At 33.7% G+C, this 5524-nt stretch carries 6 protein-coding genes; 5 read left to right on the top strand and 1 reads right to left on the bottom strand.

The window, feature by feature from the left end:
- The first annotated feature begins 11 nt into the window (after positions 1 to 11).
- From FWJ34_RS17780 to FWJ34_RS17770, 3 genes are all read left to right on the top strand, one after another.
- Complete coding sequence (locus FWJ34_RS17780; RefSeq protein WP_308256678.1) at positions 12 to 266, top strand: DUF3146 family protein; 255 nt, start codon at positions 12 to 14, stop codon at positions 264 to 266.
- Between the two features lie 34 nt (positions 267 to 300).
- Positions 301 to 1077: a ScpA family protein gene (locus FWJ34_RS17775; RefSeq protein WP_308256677.1), complete on the top strand. Its 777-nt coding sequence runs from the start codon at positions 301 to 303 to the stop codon at positions 1075 to 1077.
- Positions 1078 to 1195: 118 nt separating this feature from the next.
- Positions 1196 to 2167 (top strand): glycosyltransferase family 9 protein, encoded by a 972-nt coding sequence (locus FWJ34_RS17770; protein ID WP_308256676.1) that lies wholly within the window; start codon positions 1196 to 1198, stop codon positions 2165 to 2167.
- Positions 2168 to 2404: 237 nt separating this feature from the next.
- Here FWJ34_RS17770 and FWJ34_RS17765 read toward each other — a convergent pair whose 3' ends face one another.
- On the bottom strand, positions 2405 to 3154 hold the full coding sequence (locus FWJ34_RS17765; protein WP_308256675.1) for a phycobilisome rod-core linker polypeptide: 750 nt from the start codon (positions 3152 to 3154) through the stop codon (positions 2405 to 2407).
- A gap of 244 nt (positions 3155 to 3398) precedes the next feature.
- Here FWJ34_RS17765 and FWJ34_RS17760 point away from each other — a divergent pair, with 244 nt between their 5' ends.
- Positions 3399 to 4265, top strand: coding sequence for an RnfABCDGE type electron transport complex subunit D (locus FWJ34_RS17760; RefSeq protein WP_308256674.1), 867 nt, complete (start codon positions 3399 to 3401; stop codon positions 4263 to 4265).
- Between the two features lie 92 nt (positions 4266 to 4357).
- The coding region (locus FWJ34_RS17755; RefSeq protein ID WP_308256673.1) for a DUF2330 domain-containing protein at positions 4358 to 5524 on the top strand (1167 nt) is incomplete at its 3' end.

The following is a 5524-nucleotide window of genomic DNA, read 5'->3' as shown; positions in this document are numbered from 1 at the left end:
TGATTATAGTCATGTCATTACCACAAACACTGGCAGAAGTAACTATTATTAATCAATGTTGGCAAACAGGGCATATAGAAGGAAAAGTAAATGCGGGGGATTATCAATGGTTTTTTTTGTGGCATTTCCGTCAAGGAAAATTATCCGTTAAACCCACTTTCGGGCGTAGTTTAATTCAAGAACCTTTATGTCGGTTTTTAGAAAGATATGATTATCAATTAGAAGTAGGAGGAGATTATCAGTTTTGTTTAAGGGCAAAGCTATAACAGTCAAAAGTAGATTTAAGCAAACTTTGAGTCAATGATTGCAAAAAAAAGTCCCGCTAGTCAAGCCATCGAGTTATTAATAGAATTAGCACAAAAAGGAGAGATAAATCCTTGGGATGTGCAGGTAATTGAAGTTATTGATCATTTTTTGGCAGAATTGGGGATAAATGACTCTAATAATCTCGATTTACAAACCACGGATTTATCACAATCAGGGCAGGTGATGTTATGGGCTTCCATGTTAGTGCTATTTAAGGCAGAAACCCTTGAAAAATTAAGTCAGAGAGAGGATGCTATCGAAAATTTTAATGATTTTCAGGAAAACTCGGAATTAGAAGTCATTAGACGCAATTTTAAAAATAGTGATTTAGATAAGCATCTTCGACGACGTACCAGTGCCGCACCACCAAAAACGAGAAAAGTGACTTTGGGGGAGTTAATCACCCAATTAAAAGCGATGGAGAGTGAGTTAGAAGAGAAAAAAATTACCCATAGCACCCCTTTAAATAAAACCAAAAAAGGTTATACCCGAAAACAAGCATTACAAACTATTACTGAATTAGCTCATAATGAAAATTTAACGGAATTAGCTCAACAAATTAATGAATTTTTGACGACAAATTTACTCACAAATAACCATCATGGCAAGATTCCATTAGATGATTTAGTTAACCGTTGGCAAGATTATCAACAAGAAAAATCTAAGGATAAAGTTGGTATTTTTTGGGCATTACTATTGCTTTCATCCCAATCGAAAGTAGAATTACATCAAGAAGAATTTTATCAAGATTTAGAGATTAAACTGATTTGAGATTCCAATTGTTTTCAATATTTCTCTACTTTCATCAAACAATCTTTACAAAACGGTGTGATAACCAATTAATCCCTTAAAATTAAGCTGATATAAATAATAAAAGACTGTCATTACCATGCGCATTTTAACTTTGATTCCGGGGGGTATTAGTGATCAAATCCTCTTCTTCCCTACCCTCAAAACTCTGAAAGAACAATATCCAGAGGCAACTATTGATGTCATTGTTGAACCACGTTCAAAAAATGCTTATCGAGTCTGTAAATACGTTCAAGAAGTATTGTTGTTCGATTTTTATGACAAAAATGGTTTAGCTGATTATCTTAATTTACTGGGTATTATTAGAGACAGGGAATATGAATTAGCTATCACCCTTGAACCAGATTGGGCGATCGCATTCTTATTGTGGCTTAATGGTATTCCTGAACGCATCGGCTATCAAACGAAAAATTCGTGGTTTATTAATAATCCTGTACCTCAAAAAACCGAACAATATAACGCTTTCATGTACCATGATTTACTCAAAGGTTTAAATATTAACTCTCCTTGTCCTGATTTGACGATAAATGTACCAAAAGAAGACATTGATTGGGTAGAATCAGAGCAAAAACGAATCAACGTAAAAACTACTGGTTATATTTTAATTCATGGCGGTTCTAGTCCTCTGACGGTTGTTCAAGGTATCAACAAAATCTATCCTGTATCTAAATGGCAAAAAATTATTGATAGTCTTCAAAAGAAACAACCTGACTTACCGATAGTTTTATTATGCGGTCCTGATGACCTAGAATGGACAAAAGAAATATTAAACTTATGCCCGCTGGTGAAGGTAATTAGTCCTCCTGATATTGGTAAATTAGCCGCAGTAATTGCCGGTGCGAATTTAATGTTATGTACCGATAGTGCTCCTATGCAGTTATCCGTAGCCGTCGGTACTTATACTATTGCACTATTTGGACCCACTGAACCGAAAAAATTATTACCTCCAAATAGCCATCGTTTTATTGGCATCAAGTCTTCAACTGATGAAATAGCCGACATCCCTGCTGATAAAATCTTAGAACAAATCTGGAAGAGTAGTGAAGAATGAGGAATTAAAGGCAAAATGCTTATTTCATAATTATTAATTACTGATCAAAAACCCCCTCTGATTTTAAACAAGAAGGGGTTTAAATTTATTAATTTGCAATACAATAGTGCTACATATTAGTGTCATTGACATTAATTTTTAACTGTTGCCTTGTGAAAAGGAGGTTAAGAGGATCGGCTTAAGCACTTTTACCAATCAAAACGTCTTAACCTAAATTAGTAGCACTATAACAGTTAATTATTTACGATAAGGCACTCTGTCTAAACTGATGTTTCCTGCAGATACACGAGGAATAGCAGCCGGTTTTGCATTGATGCTACGAGCCATGTTCAAATAGAGAGAAGGATCTCCTGCTTTGGCTTGTTTCTCTTGAGGTACATAACGACGTACTTGATTTTGCCAAATAATTTGAGGGAATCCAAGAACACCACGATAGTAAGCATCGTAACGGGGAGATGAGATATTAAATGGTCTTTCTCCTAACTCACGAGAAGGCAAGTTGCGACGACGTTGGTAAGGTACGATGTCATAACCGAAGTTTTCTAAGTATTCGTCAGAGTTTAATAACTCGTCAACAAAACCTTTGATCCCTTTATTTACGACTACAATTGACCATGCAATTTTTTCTTTTTCACTGTAAGGCTTACGACCTAATACTTTTTGAATAACGTGTTCTACGAAACGATAATTACTATTTTTTTCGTAAAAACTACTTCTAAAAGTTTCTGATAATAATAAACCACGAATGAAATCACGCACAGTAATTTGTTTGTTGCGTAATTGTGATTCTAAAGCTATTTCACGATCGGATTTAAAAGCATGGAAAAAGATTTGACGATAAGCTGCTTCAATCAATACATCCACATCAGATGGACTATAGAGACTTTCAGCATTATAAATTTTAGGTTGTTCGTCGCCACCTACTTCATAACCAGCTACACGAGTATTCTGAGAATTAGGTGCATAATTTAAAAGAGGAATAGCCAATGTTAAGACCTCCGTATCTTAAGATTATCTTAAATGTTTTTTCTACAATCATTAGCATAATCGACAACGGTATCGAACCTAAAAAAACGTAAAGATTTGTTACAGTAAAAAATCTATAAGGATTTATGGAACATCATTTAAGAGTAGGTAGTCTTTAACTAAAGACAAGTTGATAAGTGAACAAGTAAAGAAAGATAAAATAATTATTTATAGTTGATTAGCTAAAAGACAAATATTTACTATTATGAAACTATTTAAAGACGCACGAGATTATCAAATTACTTGGCTTTGTTTATTTCTTTCTGTAGGCATATTTTTTCGAGATTGGACTTTACAAATACAAGGAATTTTTCTCACTATTCTTACTTGCGTATTAACCCAAATTATTTTAAGTTCAGGAAGTAAATTTACTACCTTAAAGACTAATTTTATAACCATAAATAATCAAAAAAGTCAAGAATTATTCATAAATTCATTAGATTTTTCTGGGGTTAAAAGTGCTTTAATTACCGGGTTAGGTTTATCATTATTATTGCGATCAAATAGTCTTAATATTTTAATGTTAGCTAGTTTTTTAGCCATCGCCTCCAAATTTATATTTAACTATCATCAAAAACATTTTTTTAACCCGGCTAATTTTGGCATAATAGTTACTATCTTTTTAACTAAATCTGCTTGGGTATCTCCCGGACAATGGGGTAGTGATTGGTGGTATTTATTGTTATTTACTTCTACCGGAGCAATGGTATTAAATAAAGTAGGAAGATGGGAAACCAGTGCTGTTTTTCTAAGTGTTTACGCTAGTTTAGAAGCTACTTATAACTATTATTTAGGCTGGAATTTTGACGTTTTAACCCATCAATTAATGAGCGGAAGTTTATTAGTTTTTGCTTTCTTTATGTTAACAGATCCTCGTTCAATTCCTAACGCTAAAAATAGTCGAATTATTTGGGCGATAGTCATTGGGTTTTTAAGTTTTATCTTGAAGGAATTTTTCTATATAAATAGCGGAATTTTCTTAGCATTATTTATCATTTCACCCTTGACAATTCTATTTGATTTAATTTGGAAAGAAAACCGCTTCCGTTGGCAAAAATTAAACCCTATTTAAGTTCATAGTAAGTTCATAGTAATGGCTTTAGCCATGGTATTTATCTCAATTTTTTTTACTCCTAAAGAAGTTACTACAAACATCAAAAAATCATGAAAAAATACTTAATAATAATATCCTGTTTACTATCATTCTTCTTGTTTTTTCAACCATCAGCATTAGCTTTCTGTGGCTTTTATGTAGCTAAAGCAGACAGCAAATTATATAATCAAGCCTCTCAAGTTATTTTAGCTCGAAATGGCGATCGCACAGTATTAACGATGGCAAACGATTTTCAAGGAAACGTCAAAGACTTTGCCTTAGTTGTACCAGTACCAGTACCTATTAAAGAAGATCAGGTAAACATTGGCAACCCCAAAATTCTCGAAAGATTAGACGCTTTTAGTGCGCCAAGATTAGTAGAGTATTTTGATAGTGATCCTTGTCAACCTATGTATTATAAGGATGCCATGCCTAGTGCGGCACAAAATGGTGCTGTTAGAAGAGAGATGAAGGCAAAAAACGAATCTTTTGGTGTTATTGTCGAAAGTAAATTTACCGTTGGGGAATATGACATTGTAATTTTAAGTGCGAAAGAATCTGATGGTTTAGAAAAATGGTTAATTAGTAACGGTTATAATATTCCCAAAGGTGCAAAAGAGTTATTACAACCTTATATTCGTCAACAGATGAAGTTTTTTGTCGCTAAAGTTAATCTTACTGAATTAGCAAAATCAAATTTTCAATCATTACGCCCGATAATGATAGCCTATGAATCGCCTAAATTCATGTTACCGATACGTTTAGGCATGATAAACAGTCAAAAAGAGCAAGATTTAATCGTTTATTTACTCTCTCCCAATGGCGAAACTGAATTAAGTAATTATCGTACCGTAAAAGTGCCTTCCGATGTTGATATACCTGAATTTGTACAGGAAAAATTTAGCGATTTTTATAAAACTATGTTTACTCGCAGTTTTGAAAAAGAAGGGCGCAAAGTGGCATTTTTAGAGTATGCTTGGAGCATGGCAAACTGTGATCCGTGTTCTGCTGAACCCTTAAACCCTGATGAATTAAGACAAGCTGGGGTTTTTTGGCAAAATTCACCCTATGATAATAACCTGTTTATTACTCGATTACATATCAGATACGATCGCCAACATTTTCCCGAAGATTTGAGATTTCAAAACACAGCTAATCAACAATTATTTCAAGGGCGTTACGTTCTTCGTCATCCTTTCCGAGAAAAAATTACCTGCGATGCCGGAAGAGAATATACC

Source organism: Geminocystis sp. GBBB08 (genome assembly GCF_016743215.1).
Lineage (GTDB): Bacteria > Cyanobacteriota > Cyanobacteriia > Cyanobacteriales > Cyanobacteriaceae > Geminocystis.
The sequence above is the reverse complement of the archived record's forward strand: the minus strand, read 5'-3'. Positions and strand labels throughout refer to the sequence as shown.